Origin of the sequence: Paenibacillus sp. E222 (genome assembly GCF_013401555.1) — a bacterium.
GTDB lineage: Bacteria > Bacillota > Bacilli > Paenibacillales > Paenibacillaceae > Paenibacillus.
In genome coordinates, this window is record NZ_CP058552.1 from 5724797 (window position 1) to 5745206 (window position 20410).

Consider the following 20410-nt stretch of genomic DNA (forward strand, 5'->3'; position numbering starts at 1 on the left):
CAATAAACGGTGAAACCAGCTTGCTTTTTTCAACATCATTCCTGCTGTTAAGAACTACGGGATGTCACCTGTTCGTTTTTATCTTTATCGGAAATAATGTCTTTTTTCATTATATAGATCCATACAATATGGGGACGCTATTCGCACCGTGTTTCTTCCATTCAAAGAATAGTCACGATTCTGTATATACATACTTGGGTTATGAATATAGAGAGCAAGCATGCTCACAGAGCCATATGGGCACTGTTTGCCACAACAAAGAGCATTAGAAATTCAGTCATTGGGGGTGTAATGTTGAGCCTGCTTCATGTTGTTGTAATTCTGCCTTTTGCCGCTGGGATTGTACTCGCCATGCTGCATCGATTCTTCCGTAAAATACATATGGGATGGCTGGTTTTACTTGTCCCGGCCCTATTATTTGTTTATTTTGCGAGCCTCGTACCCGCCGTGTCTCAGCGGAATACGGTATCCGGGTATATCCCCTGGATTCCGTCACTGGACATTGGATTTAATCTATATCTGGATGGTCTAAGTTTGCTGCTGACACTGTTAATCACCGGAATAGGAACACTGGTGGTCCTCTACTCCATTTTCTACATGGATACCAAAGAAGCCTTAAACCGCTTTTACTTGTATCTGTTGATGTTTATGGGAGCCATGCTTGGCGTGGTGCTGTCAGACAATATGATTGTGTTGTATGGATTCTGGGAGTTGACCAGTATTACGTCTTTTCTGCTGATCGCTTTTCACTACAAACGTAAAGAATCCACCTCAGGCGCACAGAAATCGTTCCTTATTACCGTATTTGGCGGATTCGCCATGCTTGCCGGATTCATGCTGATGTACCTCATGACGGGTACGTTCAGCATCCGGGCAACCATTACGGAATGGGGACAGATTCAGGATAGTGCACTGTTCTTGCCTGCTCTTGTGCTGATTCTGATCGGAGCTTTTACGAAATCTGCACAGTTCCCGTTCCACATCTGGCTGCCTGACGCCATGGAAGCTCCAACACCCGTCAGCGCCTATCTGCATTCGGCGACCATGGTAAAGGCGGGGCTGTATGTCGTCGCCCGGTTTACACCCATCTTTGGTGGACAGGGATTATGGTTCTGGCTTGTCACCGGGGTTGGACTGCTCACCCTTTGTTATGGATCATTCCTTGCCGTGAAAAAAAATGACCTTAAGGCGATCCTGGCCTATTCTACCATCTCACAGCTTGGTCTGATCATGTCTCTGCTCGGCGTTGGCTCTGCGGCCATCTATTTCGGATATGGCGAATCCTCCGCGATGTACACGGTTGCCATTACGGCAGCACTGCTTCATCTGTTCAATCACGCTACCTTCAAGGCGGCACTGTTCATGGTCGTTGGCATTGTGGATCATGAGACAGGCACGCGGGATATAAGGAAACTCGGCGGACTTGCTTCATTTATGCCAGTGACCTTTACGGTAGCGCTCGTCGGAGCACTCGCCATGGCCGGAATTCCGCCGTTTAACGGATTTCTGAGCAAGGAGCTGTTCTTCCAGGCTATGGTGGAAGTAACACATCTCCGCATCTTTGGACTCGGATCATGGAGTGTACTCTTGCCTGTCTTCGCCTGGCTCGCAAGTGTGTTCACTCTGATCTATGCGCTTATTATTGTGTTCAAAACGTTCCTCGGTCGCACCCGCAGCGAGATCCCTGCCGAGAAGCTGCATGAAGCTCCCGTTGGCATGTTGATCCCTCCGGTTATTCTTGGGTTACTCGTGATCATATTCGGTCTATTCCCGAATTTGCTGGCTGGATCATTAATTGAACCGGCGATGGCTGCTGTACTTCCATCGCTGCTGAACGGGAATGAGCACTTTGATGTTCATTTCTCCCTATGGCATGGCTTCACACCGGAATTAATCATGACTCTGGGTGTAATCGCCCTCGGTATTACATTGTACAAACTGCTGCCGCGCTGGAGAACGATTTATGAGCACTACCCACAAGGGTTAACGATAAACAATATGTACCATGTCATACTCGATAATCTTCAGCATTATGCACGCAAATGGACGGAAGCCTATATGAATGGCTCGGTTCGTAATTACCTGGTATACATTTTCTCGTTCACCGTTGCATTGCTGGTTTATGCCTTTTTCCGCTCAGGGGAAAACATCACCTGGAATTTCAAGGGCAACGCCCCGTTCTCTTTCTATGAAGCAGTACTGCTCGTCGCACTGATTGCAGCAGCGGTTTCGATCCCTTTTGCCAAGAACAGACTATCTGCAGTCATTATGACAGGCGCAGTGGGTTACCTCGTCACTTTGCTGTTCGTGCTGTTCCGAGCGCCGGATCTGGCATTGACCCAGATGATTGTCGAAACGGTATCCGTTGCACTGTTCCTGCTCTGCTTTTACCATCTGCCTGAACTGCAACGGGGCAAATCAAGCCGCCGCTATCTTAGTGTGAATATGGTCGTTGCCATTGCGGTAGGCGTGGTCATGACCTTTGTTGCATTAGCTGCGAGCGGAACCGCGTCACTGGAGAGCATTTCCGACTTTTTCATTCAGGAAAGCTACAATCTGGCTGGCGGCAAAAATGTCGTCAACGTGCTGCTGGTGGACTTCCGTGGTTTCGATACCCTTCTGGAGATTATGGTACTCGGGGTAGCTTCATTGTCCATCTACTCCATGATTAATCTGAATCTCGAAGCGAGGGACCTTGGTGCTAGACTGAAATTCCGCAAGAAAGAACAGACTGAAGAAACCGAAGAAGATACGGATGACAAATCGGACAATACGAAAAAGTATGGCAACCGTGAACGCAGCTCGTCAACGTGGGATACCGTTCCACTCCAGAGCAACGATGTGTTGTTGCAAACGACGACCAAAGTTGTTGTCTTTATCATTCTGACTTTCGCGCTGCATTTGTTCTTCGCAGGACATCATAACCCGGGTGGCGGGTTCATTGGCGGTCTGGTCACCGCTGCGGGTCTCGTGTTAATTGCGCTGGCATTCAGTACAGATACTGTACGCAAAGCGTTACCTATCGATTTCCGCACCATGACGGCCATCGGGCTGGGCATTGCCTTATTGACTGGAGCAGGCTCGTTTTTGTTCGGCGCACCTTTCCTGAGCCAGACCTTTGGTTACTTTGAGCTTCCAATACTCGGAGAAACGGAACTTGCAACCGCGATGCTGTTTGACCTCGGCGTATACCTCGCCGTCCTGGGCGTCACCATGACTATCATTCTACAGATCGGGGAGGATCGCTGATATGGAAATATTGATGTGTGTGGCCGTTGGCATTTTGTTTGCAGTCGCCGTCTTTTTAATCTTATCGCGGAGCCTGCTCCGAATTGTGCTCGGCATGTCCATACTCACTCACGGGGTGCATCTGCTGCTGATTACGATGTCCCGTCTCAAAACTGGAGCACCGCCGCTGCTTGGGGAACACGCTGAACGCTACGTCGATCCACTTCCCCAGGCGCTAATATTAACATCCATTGTCATTAATTTCGGACTTACCGCCTTTTTCTTTGTACTCTCCTATCGATCCTATTTGAAGCTGAAAACAGACGATATGGAAGAAGTAAGGGGGCGTCCTTATGAATAATCTCGTTGTTCTGCCCATTCTGCTGCCACTGATTACCGGGGTTATAGCCCTTCTGTTCTTCCGGCGGATAAGCATCCAGCGGGTTGTGAGTGTTGTTGGCCTTTTGCTGACAGCAGCCGCTTCAATCATGCTGATTACTCAAGTGGCACAGTCCGGCATACAGACACTCAATATGGGAGGTTGGGAACCACCCTACGGGATTGTACTTGTTGCAGATATGGTATCGGCCTTGCTCGTTGTGGCCGCTTCGATCATTGCACTGGCGTGTCTGCTCTATGCCTTCCGCAGTGTGAATAAGGAACGGGAAGAACATCATTTTTACCCGTTCTTTCATTTCCTGATTGCGGGCGTGAACGGTTCGTTTCTTACCGGAGACCTGTTTAACCTGTTTGTCTGCTTTGAACTGATGCTCATCTCTTCTTATGCGCTGATTGTATTAGGAGGTACGGAAAGACAACTACGGGAAACGATCAAGTATGTCTTGATTAACATTGTTTCTTCAGCGCTTTTTGTAGCTTCGATTGGCTTCCTCTATTCTGTTACCGGCACATTAAACATGGCCGACTTGTCCAATCGGATCGCCGAAGTTGGGCAGAGTGGAGTCATCACCTTGATCGCTGTCCTCTTCCTGATCGTATTCAGCATTAAGGCCGGACTGTTCCTGTTCTTCTGGTTGTCCGGCTCTTACGCAGCCCCTCCGGCAGTGGTCACCGCCCTATTCGCCGGTTTGCTGACCAAAGTTGGCCTGTACGCCATTGTGCGAACATTCACACTGATTTTCTATCACGATCCGGACTTCTTCCACACCCTTATCGGCTGGATGGCTGGAGCAACGATGGTTCTAGGGGTAATCGGGGCAATTTCCTATCGTGACGTCAATAAAATTCTAATCTACAACGTGATCGCAGGGGTGGGATTTGTAGCCTTCGGGATGGCTGCTGCCAGCCGTCCTGCACTGGAAGGTCTGCTCTTCTACATGCTGCATGATATGCTCATCAAAACACTGCTATTCCTGCTCGGGGGCGCTCTGATCGCGGTCGCAGGCACCTCCAAACTCGACAATATGGGCGGGCTGATTCACCGCTATCCTCTGCTCGGCTGGATGTTCTTCATCAGCGCACTTGCGCTAGCAGGTATTCCTCCGTTCAGTGGATTTCCTGGGAAATTGTTGCTATTTGAAGGCGGGTTGCAGGCAGGTCTGTACGGACTGACAGGCATCGCCGTCCTGTCCAGCCTGCTGATGTTGTATTCGGTTCTTCGCATCTTCATCCAGGCGTTCTGGGGTGAACCGCCGACAGGCGCAGTGAGAAGACCTTATGCCGTGAACGGCCTGCTCATCCCTGCCGGAATTCTGTTTGTGTTCATCATCGCGATGGGCGTGGGGGCTGAGGGCATGTTCCAACTGACCTCCCGCGCAGGCGACATTCTGCTGCATCCCAATGTTTATATTGATGCAGTGTTGAAGGAGTAGATGCGTATGGCCTTTCAGATTGTACTGAATCTGATCATTGCTTTTGTATGGATGTTTCTGAATAATGCGTGGAATGGTGTTGGCTTTCTCACGGGTTATCTGCTGGGTCTGCTATTGATTGGGAGCATGAGACGGTTCTTTCCGCAACGCTTCTATATCGTTCGTGTCTGGGCGATCATCAAGCTGATTGTCTTACTGTTCAAGGAACTGGTGCGGGCCAGTATTGAAGTTATTCGCCAGATTGTGAAGCCGAAGCTGGATATTCGACCCGGCATATTCACCTATCAGACACAGCTGTCCTCTGACTGGGAAGTTACACTCCTTTGTCTGCTCATCTCACTGACGCCAGGTTCCCTTCCACTCGAAATTTCAGGGAATCAACGCAAATTGTTTATTCACGCACTGGATATCAAAGACGAACAGAAAATGAGTGATGATATCAAAAATACGTTCGAAAAAGCCATTATGGAGGTGACACGATAATGTTATCCTCACTGTTATTCATTTCCTTGCTTATTCTTTCCCTCGCTATCCTGGGTTGTCTCTACCGGGTGCTGAGGGGACCCTCCATGGCCGATCGAATTACGGCATTGGATACGATCGGCATTAACGTCATTGCCATCGTTGCTGTTCTATCCATGATGCTTCATACCCAAGCTTATCTGGATATCATTCTGTTGATTGGCATTCTTGCTTTTCTAAGCACAGTTGCATTTGCACGATATATTGAACGGGGGGCGGTATTCAAAAATGAAGGAGATCGTTGATGGAACCGCAGGAATTGTCATTGGGCTCATTGTCTTGCTGGGAGCATTACTGAGCGCATTTAGCGCGTTCGGACTGATCCGATTGCCAGATGTATATTTACGGGCACATGCCGCCACCAAAAGTACTACACTCGGCGTACTTTGTGTACTGAGCGGAACGTTTCTCTTCTTCTGGTATTTCGATAACTATATCAGTGCTCGGGTATTACTTGGCATTGTGTTTGTATTTATCACAGCACCAGTAGCCGGACATCTCAACGGACGGGCTGCCTATCGCACAGATGTACCCCTATGGGAACAGAGTGTCCAGGATGAGCTTGAACCACTTTTGAAAGGTAAAAAGGTCAACCATGAAGCCAAGGATATGATGGAATAGTCACCAGGTTTACAATCAAATCCCCCCGGGACATGCCGCGGATTATGCGACCGTCCCGGGGGGATTTCTGGGTTAAATGCTTAAGCTTAGTCCAATCTATGTTTGTGGAGCAGTGGAACGTAGCTATATTTTAACCGAATCAGAATCCATTCAGTCCCTGTCTTTTCAGATCCGCAGCAACGATTCGTGCAAGCTGGGCAGCCCCTTCACGATTCGGATGCAGCGTGTCACCTGACATATACAAGGCCAATGTTGCAGCCGGTCCTATGGAAGTGAAATATGCGGAACTGAGTTTGTTCAGTTCTACAAGCGTTACTCCCTCTTCCTGAGCCAGTGCACGTGTAGCTGCATTGTACCAGCGATTTTCCGCAGTATGCACATTCGCTGAATTGAAATCAGTTGCCCGACCCTGAGGTGTCGATAGAACGACGGTGGCTCCTTTATTTTTGGCCTGACGGACCATGTCACGCATGATCTCTTTAAACTCCGCTTCCGTGGTATTGTTCTTGGCATTGGTATCATTAATCCCTAATTGCAAAATAAAGTAGTCCCCTGGCTTAATATACTTCAGAATCGCTTCCATCTGTCCATCATCGCGGAAGCCTCTTGCAAATTGACCACTAGAGGCCATATTGCGAACCTGAAACGTACTGGTATTCACGTAGGAAGGAAACAGCTGTCCCCAGCCACCCTGTACACTGCTGCTGAGCGGATAGTAATTGCAGACCGTTGAATCGCCGCCAATATAGATCGTACGGTTCGTCACCGTCTGATTCGAAATTTTCCGGATTTCAAGTGCGCTGAGTGTAAATGCAGTGCCTTGTTTCCCTTCCGTAACCAACAGATTTAACTGTCCATCCGTCACCGGAATTTGGAATTGATCGGTCGCCCCATTACCCGTCATATTAATGATCTGGTATACGCCTTCTGCCGCCACACTCGATCTGGCTGTATTGCCCAGGACTACCTTCACCTCGTAAAGACCGTTGGACAGATCCACATTAAACGTATTCGTACTCTTCGTTCCAAAAGTTACAAACTGTACGGCATCGCTTGCAACACCTGTTCCAGATGCCGATACATTACGCATGTTGGCAGGTGTATTGAATCCATAACCTTTCGCTGAAGTGTAGGCCTCTGTTGCCGATACACCTGTGTAACCGTTCTCAACTGCACCCGCACCAAAGTCAAATTTGTACTCATTCGCCGCAGCTTGGGCGACCTGTCCTCCATTAGCTGTCAGAGCACCTCCAATCAGACTAGTAAACAGGGTAAAACAGAGCAAATACCGGACGGATTTTGACCATTTCATAACTAAACTCTCCTCTCAAAGGTTCATTTATATAGGATTGCCCTACAGAACGTTATCCAGCCAGTCATAGGCTTTCGCTCCACTGATCTCATGACCTCCTGTAAAAAAGTCTGCATCGAGCCATTTCTGTGCCCCCGCCTGTTCATAGATCTCTGTCAATCGTGCATAAGCTTCTTTTGCTGTTGGCAGCGGAAATACCTGATCTTCACTTCCGGCTTCAATAAATAGCGGCCTCGGTGCGATCAGCCCTATGATATCCGGCAGCTCTGCCTCCCTCAGAATTCCTGGAATGTAATTGTCGAGACAATGATTTCTATCCAATATGCTGCCGTGGAATGTACTTGCGTAACCGCTCACGACAGCCGCACGGCAGCGTTCATCCAATGCAGCAGTGAATGCCGTCACGAGTCCGCCACCCGAGATACCCATGCTGCCGATACGTGCCGGGTCAGCTTCAGGACGTGTGGTTACATAATCCAGCACACGCATCGTTTCATAGATTCGGTGCCCAGCAAGCGTCTGCCCTGTCATGAGCAGATGGGCGGCAATTTTGGTACAGGAGCTTGCGCCGGGTGGTGCGTTTCGATCCTCCTCCAGCCTGCGGTCACCAAATCCAAGCAATTCAGGCGCCGCAACCACATATCCACGCTGTACAAGAGCGACGGCAAAGTCTTTATGCAAGCCAGGCTCTCCACTACGCGGTGAACCGTCGGGTTCCATACCTGAGATCTCCCTGCTGCCATAACCGTGACCGTGGCAAGCTATAATAGCTGGGCGCGATTCTTTGGTAACGCTTACTACATTTGGTATTAGCATATAAATGGGCATACGCAAACCAGCATAGGTCGTAATCTCAACCCGCTCCCGTATGTAGCCATCACATGAGGTGCGTTCGAGCAATACGGGATTCAGCTCCGCCGCCACGGACGGGAAGCCACCCAGCCGATCAATAATCCGTGCTCGCAACTGGCTGCGCCATTGCTCAAGAGATTGCCCCCTCTGATAGGCGGAGCGACCACGCGGGCTTGTTTGTTTTTGCAGATAAGATTCAATGTCTGACATTACCGTTTCTCCCTCCTGTGGATTCAATTGATATATAAATTGAACTAAAGAATATTTACACTTGCCACTCCGATGACAGAACAACCTTCCGATCGCTGTTATGCCCAGATTTTTTGAATTCCCTTTTTCAAAGGGGAACATCCGGTGATAAAGGCGAGGTGTATGCTTCCGATGCAGCTTTCTTTCTTCCATAAAGCTTGCAGCTCCGCTTCTTCAGGTTATTTCTGTTCTCTCCGTTCTCGTGTACATGTTTTGTTCAATTTATATAAACGTATGTAAAAAGATATATGTTGGACTTGTCCAGTCTATTATAAATCACAGTACAGTCGGTAAATTGAACATTATTGCCTGTTTTGCGCTGAATTCACACTATTTTGATGAAAAAAAGGATGTTCTCGAGTACCTGATCTTCAGGCTCCGAGAACATCCTTCTTAATCAGGCCTTTTATTCCCTATGCCCTGGTAGCCACCAGTTCCATCTGCCCATCAGTTTCATGAGTGCAGGTACCAGCACCAGGCGGATCATGGTTACATCAATGAACACCGCCGCTGTTATTCCGATTCCCAGCTGTTTGACACCCGCTACGTCAGCAAAGGCAAACGGTACAGTCACTGCCAGCAGAATCGCTGCCGCCGATGTAATGAGACGTCCAGTTGAAGCCAGTCCTTGCTGTACGGCCAGATCACTATCCCGTGTTCGTCTGTAAACCTCCTGGATGCGAGTCAGCATAAATACGCCATAATCCATCGAGATACCGAAGACAAGCCCGGCAATGAATACAGGAATCATAATAGCAATAGCAGATGGTTCCATGCCAAGATGGCCCTGATTAAATACCAGTACGAGCACGCCGAAGGAAGCAGCCAAGCTGAGCAGATTCATCAAAATGGCTTTGATTGGAATGAGCAATGACCGAAATGCTACGAGCAATACGAGATAATTTGATACCACAACAAACACCAGCACTTTGGGCAGTTGTCCAGAGATCTCTTCCATGATTTCATGCTGCATGACTGCTTCTCCCCCATAACGCAGGGGTACGAAGGGTATGGAGTTAACGTAGTCCTTTGCCCTCATTTGTTCCAGCCAGGATGCTGCCTCATCGGAACCCGGTGCTCCGTGAATGGTAGCCACCATACGAATAGAGTAGTCGGACACATATGAACGCTGCCATGCAGGCTGCTGAGACGTGGTTTCTTTCAGCGCTTCACGTAAAGATGGTGATGGAATGTTCATTTGAGGTTTGATATGAGCTTGACCTGAGAGCTTGTCCGGCAGCATGATTCCCCATGCGGACTCAACAGCCACCACATTCGAATCCTGCTGAAGCTCTCGCATTTTACTCAACGCCATCCGCCAGTGGTATAAGGTCAACGGCTCTGAAGTTCCACCAATTACAATCTCTACAGCAGAGACGTTCTTTTGTCCAAAAACGCGCTGGATCTGCTCAGTCGCCTGCCGAGACTCCATCCTGTCAGGCAAGGAAGAAGCATCGGGGATGGCCAACTCCAACCGGGTAACCGGTAGAACAAAAATAAGCAGCGTACCCGTTCCAAGCAGCGCCATCCGAACCGGCCGTTTCATAATCATGCCTGACCAGAATGCCCAAATCGAGCGTGACGGCAACGATTGTTGATGCTGGCCCTGTTTTGAAGAGAAGGAACGCCCGGAATGTTGTCTAAAGATTCGCGTAGAAAATAGGGATAGTATTGCTGGCAGCAGTGTTATATTCAGCAGAACCGATATGATGAGCACAATAATGGCTCCAAGGGATACACTCAGGAACATCGGCAATCTAATCCAGAGCAGACCGAGCAGTCCTAACAGCACACAAGCCACAGAAAAAAATACGGCTCTTCCCGCTGTACGCAGCATTCTCTGGAGAACCTCTTCGTCACCCAAACCTGGCTCTTCACTATTCTGACCTTGCTGGAGTTCTTCCCTGTATCTGCTGAGAATAATCAGAGCAAAGTCTATGCTGAGCGCCATTCCCACCATCGGAATAACGTTGATCACAAAGTTGGAGAGCGCCAGATGGTAACCCATCAGGGATGTAACTCCCATTGCCGTTATGACGCCGGATACTCCCATAATGACTGCAATCAGCGCTGCATAAATACCTCTGAATGCAAAACACAAAATGATGAAGGCAAGCGGCAATCCCACAACCTCTGCACGTTCCAAATCTCGAAAGCTGAGACGGTTTACATCCTGCTGGACAACGGATTCCCCTGTTATTCGGATCGTTCCCTTATCGTCGGTTCTAAGCACGGAACGCAGCTGTTCCAACGGCTCCCCCATCTTGTAAGGCGGTACATCAAACGCCAGCAAAGCGTAGGCCACATCCCCCCGCAGCATCCGGCTTCCCCGCGCTTCAAGCGGAGAGATTATGGACGTTACACTTGAAAGAGTGCGTGCCTGTTGCAGACGATCTTTAATCCAGCCCCGAAATTCAGCAGGGGTAGTGCCGTTCTTTTTTTCAAATAGAAGAATAACCGGATCAGCAGGAACGTGGAACTCTTTCTCCAGAATAAGCTCTACAGCATGAGCATCTCCATGGTTCCAATTCAATCCATGATCCTGAACAATGCCAGGCAATTTCCAGGCCCAGACGGCTGACATCCCGATGACAAACACCCAGCAGAGAATGATGAACCGCGGATATCGGCTAATGAGAACAGCAAGGCTGCGATAACCCATACCCAAGCTCCTCTGCTATCAGATTGGTAATTCCGTTTCTTCTAAATTACGCCTTGATTCACTGGTTCTCTTTCTTCAACGGGGGCAGGAACATAAGTAAAAGGAAGCAATTCCGCTGTCAGTCCCGGTCCAAATGCAAGGGCTATTCCGCTGGAAGCTTCTTTCTTTTTACGATAATCATCGCGGATGGCTTGTAAAACAAACAAAATCGTCACAGAGGATAGATTTCCATAATCCCGTAAAATGTTTCGACTGTAAGCGACCTGTTCATCTGACAGCTGGTACAGCTTCTGTACCGCATCCACAATACCTCTGCCTCCAGGGTGGATCGCCCAGATCTCCGGTAGATCGCTGCCGTTCAGCAATTGTTCAACCTCTGGGCCAAGATGTAAACCGAGCAGCTTCGGAATCTGTGGCGAGAGATACAGATCGAAACCGGTATTTCCCAATTCCCAGATCATCTCTTCCGAACAGTCTGGCAGCAACACGGAATGCCCACTACCCAATCTGAACAGTTCTTTGCCTCCTGTCCCGGACAGGCCCACAACACAGGCAGATGCGCCATCTCCGAAAAAGGACGCTGCGAACAGATCATCTCGCTTGGCGGACGGCTGAAAATGAAGGGTGCACAGCTCTACACATACGATAAGTACCTTAGCATCTTGGTCACTCGTCACAATCGAATTCGCCAACTGTATAGCCTTCAGACCCGCAGCGCATCCCTGGAACACAAGCGGAATCCGGTTAATACGCGGCGATAGTTCAAGCTGCTGAATCAGCCGAACATCTAGACCGGGCAGGAATTGCCCTGTACAACTGACGGTAATGAGATGTGTAATTTCAGAAGTCGAAACGGCGGCATCCTCGAGCGCCTGATGCGCTGCCTGAATTCCAAGTGGAACGGCTGCTTCCTTATATTTGGCCATACGTTCGGCTGTGGTCGGAACGTTATCCGTCTGGGTAAAGGGCAGATAACGGCAAGACTCTACTGGCTCCAGCAGGTTCGGTTCACAGGAATAACGCGTCTCGACACCGCACTGGTTGAATATTCGCTTGGCCCATCGTCTGGAATCCGGCTCATGCTCCAGCGCTTGTGCGAGCCGAGCAGACACATCCTTTTGCTCAATCCGGTGAACAGGCAATGCCGTTCCAATTCCCATGATACTTGCAGTTACGGTTCCATCAAGTGGGTTCATCGGCTCCAACCTCCTTATATATAAAATAGGTTCATGTCACATGTGCAGGATATAGTACAAGTCTATTCGGGGTTTGCCCTCTTTATGTTCACTAAACAAGCAAAGACGGACAACACATGCGAATTCCACACATGATTGTCCGTCTTTTTAAACAACGATACTACTTATATCTTATCCAGACCCATCCTTCAACAGGTCGTTCAGCCTGCTCAGCTGGTACTCCGGCCTGACCACCGTAAATCTCTCGCCAAGTTTGGCATAGTCATTCCCGGCCAGCCTGCTAATCGGTTTCAACTGATCCATTAATATATATTTGGTGGTAGGATCATACACGTTCTCACTGAAATGGTATTGTACAATACGAACCAGAAGCAGATCACTCACAGGTTCTCCCTCATCATTCGATATCGGAATATGCTGATACAACTTACATTCCATGCGAATGAGTGCTTCCTGTATTGCTGGTACGGAGACCACAGTACTTGGTACAGTCGTCAGATTTGTCCGTTCCAGCTCACTTTCGTGGGGCTCCAGCATGGCAGCCGTCTCGTTCATGTCAAGAGCGATCGATTCATCACAAATATGTACCACGAGTTCTTTCCTCGAAAGCACATTGCGAGCCGTATCTTTCATAACACCGTTCTTGCGTGCAATAGATATGGATAATATCGGCGGATCAGAGCTGACTACATTAAAAAAACTAAAAGGCGCTGCATTAATGACGCTGCCATCCTGTGAAAGAGTTGTCACAAATGCGATGGGGCGTGGCACCACCGACCCACTCATCAATTTATAGTTATCTCTGCCCGTCAATGCTCGCGGGTCCAAAGTATGCATCATAAGTTATCCCCTTCCGTGATCGTGAAACGAAACTCATCTCTCACGAGCTTCGCTTCATTTTAATATTATATATCGTAAAATGTTGAAATCACAAAAAAACTCCCTGGTGCTCATCGCACCAAGGAGTATTAAACATTCGGATTCGTATTTGATATTGTTTATTTTACAATACTTTTCTGAATGTCTTCCATAATTTGAAGGTTCGCTTGAACACCGCTATACAACCAGCTTCTCGAACGGGTAAATTCGAACAAGTTACCGTTTTTCACTGCCGGGATGCTTTGCCATACCGGATCTTTCAGTGCTTCTGAACCCGTACCTTCATCACTATTCACAAAGAACAAGTAGTCTGCATCCATTTCCGCCAATTTTTCCAGCGAGATGGAGGACCAGTTACCTGTCGCATTGGCAGAGATTTCTTTCACCACTTCGGGCTCAGCAAGTCCCAATTCCTTGTACATCACTTCACCACTGGATACATTGTCACTTACGATAAAGAATTTGCCGCTTACCAACCAGATAGCCGCTGCCGATTTCGTTCCACCTGTAACCGTGTTGATTTTTTCCTTGATTTCTGTGGCTTTCACTTCGTAATCATCCAGCGCTTTTTGTGCTTCATCGCCTTTATTCAGAATTTCGCCGATTTTTAGCAGGGTTTTGCGCCAATCGCTATTGATCTCATCGCCAAGTACATAAGTAGGCGCGATCTTGCTGTATTGAGCGTATTTCTCGCCTTCAACCACACTTTCGGAACCGATAATAATCAGATCCGGGTTGAAGCTTGTTACCGCTTCGAAAGGAAGATCGAAGGCAATTGTCGGAATGCCGTCCAGATCTTTTTGCAAATACTCCTGGATTCCATTGGCTACGGACCATTGGGCAACTGGCTTCACGCCGAGTGTAACCAGATTATCTTCCAGATACGAAGCGATGATCCGCTCCGGATTTGCAGGAATTTTCACTTCGTGACCCATTGCATCTGTCAATGTACGTTCTGTCGGAGCTTCTGTCTGTGTCTCCGTTGCTGTATTGTTCTCTCCTGCTGCTGTACCGTTGTCTGCTGGCTTCGATCCACATGCTGCAAGCCAGATGGACATGACCATTACGGTGATCAGAAGCATGATCATTTTTTTATTGTTCTTAAACAAGTGACTATCCCCTTTCAAGATGAACACCTCAATGGATTGAGTTGTTATGTCAGACTTAGACGTTTATACATTATTCATGCATATAATACTGGTATGTACTTTTGTCCAATTCCATTGACAATGATAATTGTTATCAACGAAGTTGTCAATGCAGCTTTTGCCTTTTAAGGACGAACGGCACCTTCAGTCGAACAATTCACATTTAGGCGGATGCCGCCATATGCTGATTCCAGAATACGACGACAGGAAGGATGTTCGTACATGGATTACGCATATAACTCAGGTTATGGAGAAGATCGCTCCTATCAGCTCCCGCCGCTGTTCCCAGGAGGCGCTCCTGGCGGTCAGCCCGCTCCAGGAATTCCCGGAGGACCCGGTTCTTATCCCCCATTCATTCCCGGCGTTCCAGGCGGAGGCACAGGGGGGCAACCTCCCTACTTTCCTGGAGGTGTCCCCGGCACGGCACCGGGTGTGCCCGCACAGTTATCACAAGGCAATCTGCCTGCCTTGCTTAGTGCCTACCCTCGCCCAGTGGGTCAGCCCTCTGCAGAGATGGTTTTCCTGTATAACCTGATCAAAAGCAGCCCGGGCCTTCTACCGCTATTTATCCAACAACAGCCACAGAATCTGACCCAAGCTGTGCAATTTGCCCAATCAGGAGTAGCAACGCCTCGTGATCCTGAGCAACGTGTACTGCAAAATTTCTGTTACAACCGTTGGTCTCTCGTATTCACGTACAATGACGTTTACTTAATGTGGCCATCCACCAATCTGTTCGGTTTTGTCATCGGTTACTTCTATCCGTTCCTGACTCCAGGTATCCTGCTTAATACACAGATTTTGTTTGCTCTCTGCTAAATCGCGTTCACATATAGAACAAGCGCCCCAAATGAAGGAACGAGCCTTCCAATTGGAGCGCTTTTTGGGATTTACATTTTTTCTTAGTGTTATTGTCAGCCAGTCTTTTTTTCTAATCAGTGCCACCACGCAAAACCAATTCACGCCAGCTGCTGTTTCCCCTGACGTTTCCCTCTCTTGCTTTTGCCTACCATTACAACATAAATCAGCAATGCACCCAGATCCGCACAAGCGATGACAATGCCCATTGGTACAGCTGTGCCTTCTCCTCCAAGACCCACAAGTGGAGCAACAATACCGCCGAACAGGAACGTCATCACTCCAATAAGTGCTGATGCACTGCCTGCTGATTTCTCCTGATTGGCCATCGCCAGTGCAAAGGAAGCCGTATTAACCAGACCCACACTGGATACCACGAGAAATAACGGGATCAGGACCGAAATCAGATTACCTCCTGCCAGAATGGCGATGAGCAGAGATGTTCCTCCCAGAGCAGCAGTTATCAGTCCTGCGCTCAACAGACGAGTTTCAGATACTTTACCCGCAAGTCTTCCGGCGATCTGACTTGCCAAAATGATACCGAGACCGTTAATGGCGAAGCAGACACTGAACATTTGCGGGGAGATGCCATATATTTTCTGAAGCACAAACGGCGAACCTGATATGTAGGCAAACATGCCAGCAGATACAAAACCTTGAGTTAAGGCGTAACCCATGAACAGACGATCCCCTGCGATTTGGCGGAATGTAACCAGCGTCTGCTTCAGTCCTCCGCTGGATCGTCGTTCTGCAGGCAGTGTCTCCCCTAGACCAACCACAACAGCAACTAAAGTCAAAATACCAATGATACTCAGCAAAATAAATACACCGCGCCACGACGTATATGCAAGCAGTTGCCCGCCGATAATTGGTGCAGCAATCGGTGCAACCCCGTTAATCAGCATTAAGAGGGAGAAGAAACGTGTTAGCTCCGGCCCGGAATACACATCCCTCACCACTGCGCGCGAGATAACGATTCCCGCTGCTCCCGCTGCCCCCTGAATGAAACGCAGCACAACAAAAGAGCCCATCGTAGGGCTGACCAGGCAGAGTATGGAAGCGATCGTATAGAGAATAAGACCCGCAATAAGAGGCGTACGACGACCACGCACATCACTTAGAGGTCCAGCCAGCAGCTGCCCTGCGGCCAGTCCGACCATACATGCCGTTAGACTGAGCTGGGCATAAGAAGTGGATGATTGAAATTCATCGGCCAGTGTGGGCAGTGCTGGCAAATACATATCCAGGGACAGCGGCCCAAAGGCCGACAGTGTCCCTAAAATCAATGCCATACGTACACGGGATGTAGAATGGGTGCTTAATGAAGCTGGTGAGCTTTTCATATGAATAATATATTCCTTTCCCTGCGGTAGTTCACGTTTCCTTATTGTTCCCCGTTTCCTAACAGCTTGAGCAGGTTGGAAGGCAGTGTAAACTGTTGATTGTTAATGATAATCCGGCGCAATTCTTCTTCATCACGCTCGTTCTCGGCGTCCTTGATCTCCTGAATCTCCCGGTGCAATCTCTCCATTTGCTGATCCAGTGCGTTGGCAGAGTCTGCTGCACTTTTCAGTTCTTTGGTTAAACGCTCGGGAACATCCTTATTGTATTTATAAAAGATTTTATGCTCCAGGCTCGCCCAGAAATCCATCGCAATCGTACGAATCTGAATTTCCACACACGCCCGTTCTTCTCCATTAGACATATATACAGGCACCTCAACCAGAAGATGAAGGCTTTGGTAACCGTTTGGCTTCGGATTCTGGATATAATCTTTCACTTCCAGCACGCGCAGGTCACTTTGGTTGCACAGCATATCCTTAATCCGGTAGATATCGGAGATAAAGGAGCAGGTAATCCGTACACCGGCGATATCCTTAATATTTTTCTTGATACTTTCAAAGGTTAACTCGTGATTTTTACGGAACATCTTGTTCATAATGCTCTCAGGTGACTTTAATCGGGATTTCGTATGTTCGATCGGGCTGTAATCATGCAGGGACTGAAATTCTTCCTTCAGCACCTCAATTTTGGTCTCCATTTGATCCAAAGCAAATTTATAGATCATCATAAATCTCGTAATTTCATATTTAAATTTCTTGAATTGATCAATCGGATGTGGAGCGTTCATCATGGTTTTCTTCCTTTCTTCGTACACACTAAAGTTAGTTTTTATAAATAAGAGGACAGAGGTCAATCCACATGTCTCCTGAACCATTATAAATCATATGGAGCCAAGAAACGAATTTCTCGCACCGAACGGCTGTTGCTGGTTGAAAGGTATGGGAACATCGTTTAGGCGCATCCTAAAGAAGAATCATGCTCAATTAGCACGCTATTCCCGTTGAAAGAGGTCGATTCCCCTGCTCTATCATGTGACGTATGCGTCCGATGCGCTTCGGGTAAAAGGCTATTTATGCCTGCCTGACGGCTGCTCCTTACCCGCCTTCTCACCGTTAGAAAACACCCATAGTAACTCTGGCTTCCAAAGATTAGCCGTAATGCAAGAATCCATGCAACTGCAACAGCTCGCAAGCCGCTACCCTCCTGTAGAAACACACACCATGGACGGTATTGCTGTACGTTGGCCGGTTCTGATCTATTGCCGCGGCGGACTGGGCAACTATGGTGGGGTAAATACCGCTTGGCTGGAGCAATTTGTCCACAAAGGTTATATCGTGTTCGCTCCATCATATCGTGGTAACGAGGGTGGCGAAGGACGCGACGAGTATGGCGGTCGAGATGTAGAGGATGTACATGCAGCTTACCGGCTTGTGCAAGAGTGGCCCTTTGCCAATACAAAGCGAATTTCAATAATGGGATTTTCGCGTGGAGCCATTAATGCCGTACAGACAGCAACGACCTACAATGAAGGACCTACGCAGGTACATAAACTCGTGCTTTGGAGCGGTGTCGCCGATGTGGAACGCACCTATCATGAACGAACCGACTTGAGACGTACTTTGAAAAGGGTGCTTGGCGGTTCACCGCGTTCAGTTCCGGAAGCTTATCTTGCCCGTTCCCCCTTGTCGAAGGCACACAAACTTCATTGTCCTGTGCTGATCATGCACGGCACGTCTGATACGCAGGTGAATTACAGTCATGGAACCCGGATGTATCATTGGCTGAAACGCAGAGGTGCCAACGTTACGTTTCACGCTTATGGGGGACAGGATCATCGTTTTCAGGAGAGGATGCATGAGGCGGCAGTGAACAATATGTTTGACTGGCTTGCAGCACCTTAGCTTCAAGGTAGGGACGATTTATACCTGTTTGCTGAAAAGGAAAATTTGCATTTGATCATGAGCTTCATTTTGAAGAATCACGCGTTGTGGATGTATACTGGAGGGGTTACGTTTTTGGGAAAGGACGGATGATCATGAAACAAAATACCCTCCAAAAGTACGCGATGCTGCTGCTATGCATGTCTGCCGGAATGGTCGATGTGATCGGATACCTGGGACTGGGGCATGTGCTTACAGCCAATATGACAGGTAATATTGTGCTTCTGGGGATCGCGATTGCCCGTGCTCAGGAGTTTGTTGTGCTGCGTGCACTCCTCGCCCTCATTGGTTTTATTGCCGGAAATGCCATCGCTGCACACATGATTGGACATGTGCAGACGAAAAATGGCTGGTCTTCCCGGGTCACCGCCGTGTTCACTGTAGAAAGTATATTGCTTCTGCTCTTTGCATTCGCCATGATCAGTCCTTATTCGGAACAACTATCCTATCTGCTGATTGCCATGCTGTCCACAGCTATGGGGATGCAAACGACTGCGGCACGCCGCATTGGAATTGCCGGTATCTCGACGACCGTGCTCACCAATAATCTGGCCGCCGTGGTTGAGGATGCGGTAAGCATTCTTCAGCGACTGCGACACGCCAATATCCGCTCGCTGGTCAAAGCGCTATCAGCAGATGCCTACCTTCGTGCTGGTGCCGTTGTAATCTATTTGGGCGGCGTTATTCTAGCTGCGATGTTGTTCCACCACGTACCCATGATGGCAGTCTGGATACCTGTTCTGATCGTTGGTGGAGTCACCCTTTTCGCACGGTTATACTCCAGAGGAACAACCAAAGCAGCGTCGACGGATGACTTTCAAAGTTAGCTCTCATGTAATTCCCCAAATATTTCATTTCATTACTGATGCTTCCTGTCTGATGAGTTCAACCAGATGCTGTGCAGCTGGAGATAACACTTCCCCTGCTCGTGTACATACGGCTACCGTGTTTTTCAACTGTACACCTCGAACGAATACACGTGCCAGTCTGCCTTGCTGCACATCTTCCTTTACGACCAGAGAAGAAATAAAGTTGGCCCCATAACCTGCCTTCACCGCACTAATCGTTTCGTTCAACCCATTAAACTGAAGCGCAATACGGGGTGCGGCCAGGTTATTAGTTGTGCAAAGAGACACGAGACGCTCTCGTGTAGCGCTTCCTTCTTCACGCATAATGAAGGGCTCCGCCACCATCTCCCGAAGCTCAATTTCCTTTCCCGCATACGGATGATCGGGATGTACTACAAACCACATTTCATCTTCAAACAATTCGTCCCAATGGATACCTGAATGTGTAATGCCACTTCCACCATAAACCGCAATCTCGGCCTCATAACGCAGCAGTTGGTCAAAAGCCATCCGGGTATTGGTTGTGCTCACAACCAGCTCCACATCCTCATGCATTTGCTTGAAGCGGGCAATCCAGCCCGGCAGCAGAAAATTCGAGGGCAAATAGGTAGCGGTAAGACGAATCAGACCTTTTTTGCCTGCCCGAAAATCCTGCACAAAGTTCTCGACATCCTGCTCCAGCATGAACAGACGTTCCGCGTAGCCTGTTAATTGCATTCCAGCATCGGTAAGAACCAGTCTTCTCCCCTCCGAAGCAAATAGTTGAATGCCCAACTCCCGCTCAAACTTCTTCACCTGAGAGGATACCGCTGGCTGGCTAATGTTGAGTTCTTCCGCCGCCCGCGTGACTCCCCCATATCTCACGATGGCATGAAACAATCGTAATCCGTGCAAATTCAACCGCTGCACCTTCTTCACT

18 protein-coding genes are annotated in these 20410 nt (G+C 48.6%); 9 read left to right on the plus strand and 9 right to left on the minus strand.

What is annotated here, in order from left to right; all coding sequences use genetic code 11:
* Positions 1–294: 294 nt before the first annotated feature.
* The 6 genes from HW560_RS25245 to mnhG are packed head-to-tail and all read left to right on the plus strand — an operon-like array spanning position 295 to position 6203.
* Complete coding sequence (locus tag HW560_RS25245; RefSeq protein ID WP_090902197.1) at positions 295–3249, plus strand: Na+/H+ antiporter subunit A; 2955 nt, start codon at positions 295–297, stop codon at positions 3247–3249.
* A 1-nt stretch (position 3250) separates the two neighbouring features.
* Positions 3251–3589, plus strand: coding sequence for a Na(+)/H(+) antiporter subunit C (locus HW560_RS25250; RefSeq protein ID WP_090896831.1), 339 nt, complete (start codon positions 3251–3253; stop codon positions 3587–3589).
* The gene (locus HW560_RS25255) at positions 3582–5060 is read left to right on the plus strand and encodes a Na+/H+ antiporter subunit D (RefSeq protein WP_090896828.1); all 1479 of its coding nucleotides are present in this window, start codon (positions 3582–3584) and stop codon (positions 5058–5060) included. The genes HW560_RS25250 and HW560_RS25255 overlap by 8 nt, the downstream gene beginning before the upstream one ends.
* Before the next feature lie 6 nt (positions 5061–5066).
* Complete coding sequence (locus tag HW560_RS25260; protein ID WP_090896826.1) at positions 5067–5543, plus strand: Na+/H+ antiporter subunit E; 477 nt, start codon at positions 5067–5069, stop codon at positions 5541–5543.
* The gene (locus HW560_RS25265) at positions 5543–5827 is read left to right on the plus strand and encodes a Na(+)/H(+) antiporter subunit F1 (RefSeq protein WP_053782045.1); all 285 of its coding nucleotides are present in this window, start codon (positions 5543–5545) and stop codon (positions 5825–5827) included. The genes HW560_RS25260 and HW560_RS25265 overlap by 1 nt, the downstream gene beginning before the upstream one ends.
* Complete coding sequence (gene mnhG, locus HW560_RS25270) at positions 5811–6203, plus strand: monovalent cation/H(+) antiporter subunit G (RefSeq protein WP_062324636.1); 393 nt, start codon at positions 5811–5813, stop codon at positions 6201–6203. Before HW560_RS25265 ends, mnhG begins: the two co-directional genes overlap by 17 nt.
* Positions 6204–6342: 139 nt before the next feature.
* Here the strand turns inward: mnhG and HW560_RS25275 are convergent, their stop codons facing one another.
* From HW560_RS25275 to HW560_RS25300, 6 genes are all read right to left on the minus strand, one after another.
* Positions 6343–7515 (minus strand): rhamnogalacturonan acetylesterase, encoded by a 1173-nt coding sequence (locus HW560_RS25275; RefSeq protein ID WP_179265051.1) that lies wholly within the window; start codon positions 7513–7515, stop codon positions 6343–6345.
* A 42-nt stretch (positions 7516–7557) separates the two neighbouring features.
* A complete protein-coding gene (locus HW560_RS25280; protein WP_179265052.1) occupies positions 7558–8577 on the minus strand; it encodes an alpha/beta hydrolase family protein in 1020 nt (339 codons plus the stop codon).
* A 445-nt stretch (positions 8578–9022) separates the two neighbouring features.
* The gene (locus HW560_RS25285) at positions 9023–11278 is read right to left on the minus strand and encodes an MMPL family transporter (protein WP_179265053.1); all 2256 of its coding nucleotides are present in this window, start codon (positions 11276–11278) and stop codon (positions 9023–9025) included.
* Positions 11279–11319: 41 nt separating this feature from the next.
* On the minus strand, positions 11320–12474 hold the full coding sequence (locus HW560_RS25290) for a type III polyketide synthase (protein ID WP_090896815.1): 1155 nt from the start codon (positions 12472–12474) through the stop codon (positions 11320–11322).
* 171 nt (positions 12475–12645) lie between these two features.
* Positions 12646–13311 carry a flavin reductase family protein gene (locus tag HW560_RS25295; protein ID WP_179265913.1) on the minus strand — a complete coding sequence of 222 codons (666 nt, stop codon included), beginning with the start codon at positions 13309–13311 and terminating at the stop codon, positions 12646–12648.
* Between the two features lie 161 nt (positions 13312–13472).
* The gene (locus HW560_RS25300; protein ID WP_257031433.1) at positions 13473–14462 is read right to left on the minus strand and encodes an iron-hydroxamate ABC transporter substrate-binding protein; all 990 of its coding nucleotides are present in this window, start codon (positions 14460–14462) and stop codon (positions 13473–13475) included.
* 261 nt (positions 14463–14723) lie between these two features.
* Here HW560_RS25300 and HW560_RS25305 point away from each other — a divergent pair, with 261 nt between their 5' ends.
* A complete protein-coding gene (locus tag HW560_RS25305) occupies positions 14724–15320 on the plus strand; it encodes a hypothetical protein (RefSeq protein ID WP_179265054.1) in 597 nt (198 codons plus the stop codon).
* Positions 15321–15460: 140 nt separating this feature from the next.
* Here HW560_RS25305 and HW560_RS25310 read toward each other — a convergent pair whose 3' ends face one another.
* A complete protein-coding gene (locus tag HW560_RS25310) occupies positions 15461–16702 on the minus strand; it encodes a multidrug effflux MFS transporter (protein WP_179265055.1) in 1242 nt (413 codons plus the stop codon).
* Positions 16703–16743: 41 nt separating this feature from the next.
* Positions 16744–17490, minus strand: coding sequence for a GTP pyrophosphokinase (locus HW560_RS25315; RefSeq protein ID WP_090902192.1), 747 nt, complete (start codon positions 17488–17490; stop codon positions 16744–16746).
* A 370-nt stretch (positions 17491–17860) separates the two neighbouring features.
* Between HW560_RS25315 and HW560_RS25320 the strand changes: the two genes are divergently transcribed.
* Both HW560_RS25320 and HW560_RS25325 read left to right on the plus strand, forming a co-directional pair.
* Positions 17861–18604, plus strand: coding sequence for an alpha/beta hydrolase family protein (locus HW560_RS25320; protein WP_256222016.1), 744 nt, complete (start codon positions 17861–17863; stop codon positions 18602–18604).
* A gap of 134 nt (positions 18605–18738) precedes the next feature.
* Positions 18739–19470, plus strand: coding sequence for a YoaK family protein (locus HW560_RS25325; protein WP_256222015.1), 732 nt, complete (start codon positions 18739–18741; stop codon positions 19468–19470).
* 24 nt (positions 19471–19494) lie between these two features.
* Here HW560_RS25325 and HW560_RS25330 read toward each other — a convergent pair whose 3' ends face one another.
* Positions 19495–20391, minus strand: a complete 897-nt coding sequence (locus tag HW560_RS25330) for a LysR family transcriptional regulator (protein WP_090896796.1) — start codon at positions 20389–20391, stop codon at positions 19495–19497.
* Positions 20392–20410: the final 19 nt, after the last annotated feature.